The 1,174-nt window shown below is 35.6% G+C and carries 2 protein-coding genes; both read right to left on the bottom strand.

The window, feature by feature from the left end; genetic code table 11:
- A partial coding sequence (locus tag EKL98_RS16635) for a glycosyltransferase family 2 protein (protein ID WP_126563207.1) occupies positions 1 to 772 on the bottom strand: 772 nt, incomplete at its 3' end.
- Positions 773 to 811: 39 nt separating this feature from the next.
- Positions 812 to 1,174 (bottom strand): hypothetical protein (locus EKL98_RS17730; protein WP_199740745.1); only part of this gene is annotated, 363 nt, incomplete at its 5' end.

The raw sequence follows: 1,174 nt of genomic DNA, 5'->3' as shown, positions 1-1,174 counted from the left end.
TGAGGTCATTGAATGATAGAACTTCGGTTTTGCCAAATTGCCGCTCCAGAAATTCAAATTCACTATTATTCCATTGCACCTCTAAATACTGCAACAGTTGAAATTTTGTTGCAATGTCATTCTTTTTCTGCTCATCGGCTCTTTTTCGTGACACTTGATTGGAGGACAATCGGTATTCCAATAGCACTTCTTGTAGGTTGTGCAGCTTTCCTAAGGATAGTATTCGAACCCACATATCATAATCTTCGGCGGGTTCTTTGGAGGTGTCGTATTGAATTGAATATTGGTCTAGTACTTTTTTTCTAATCATTACTGATGGATGTGAAATACAATTCCCCCATAATAAACTTATTTTTATAGCCTCGTGATGTTCTGGAAGCGTAATTCGTTTGTCGTTGCCCATAATTTTATAAGTTGTACCACAAACCACCACCTCGGGATGAGTTTCTAAATAGGCTATTTGTTTAGCAAATCGCTCGGGATAGCTGATGTCGTCGCCGTCCATCCGAGCAATGTAATCCCCCTTGGCTAATTTTATTCCTGAATTCAAACTATTGGTATAGCCTGAATTTACTGGCTTTTGTATCAATTGAATCCGTGAATCTTCAATTTTTTGGATAATAGCAACCGTAGCATCTGTCGAAGCATCGTCAATAATCAAGAGTTCAAAATCAGTAAATGTTTGATTCAGGATACTTTCAACCGCCGTTTGTATGTACAATTCGCAATTGTACACGGGTAATATAACGGTGATTTTTGGAGTAGAAACCATAAAAATATTGAAATGTTTATTCTGTTTTAGAATTCAAAGCTATAAACTCAAATGTGTAAAAACTCGTTTCTGTATTTTAGAGCAAAACAAATTAAAGCCGTGTAAATACCGAAGCCATCGAACTGCCATTGGCTTTTTATTTTCTTCAACAATTTTACTAATTATTTCTAAAACTTGCTGGTGTTCTTCATTATGGGTCATTTTGGCGGGACTAAAAGGGGGTTGCTGAATCATATCAATTGCCGAATCCTCATTTTGATTTATTTCCAAAATTTTTTCAATCAAATCTTCTTCTGATTTAAATTGATTGTAATCTAAAAATCGCTGCGAATTAAAATCCCGGTCTACGAGTTTATTCCCCCAATAAATAGGAATACAATCTTTAAGAATAGGCTCCATTAT

The organism is Flavobacterium bomense (genome assembly GCF_003970355.1).
This window is presented reverse-complemented; position numbering and strand designations above follow the sequence as displayed.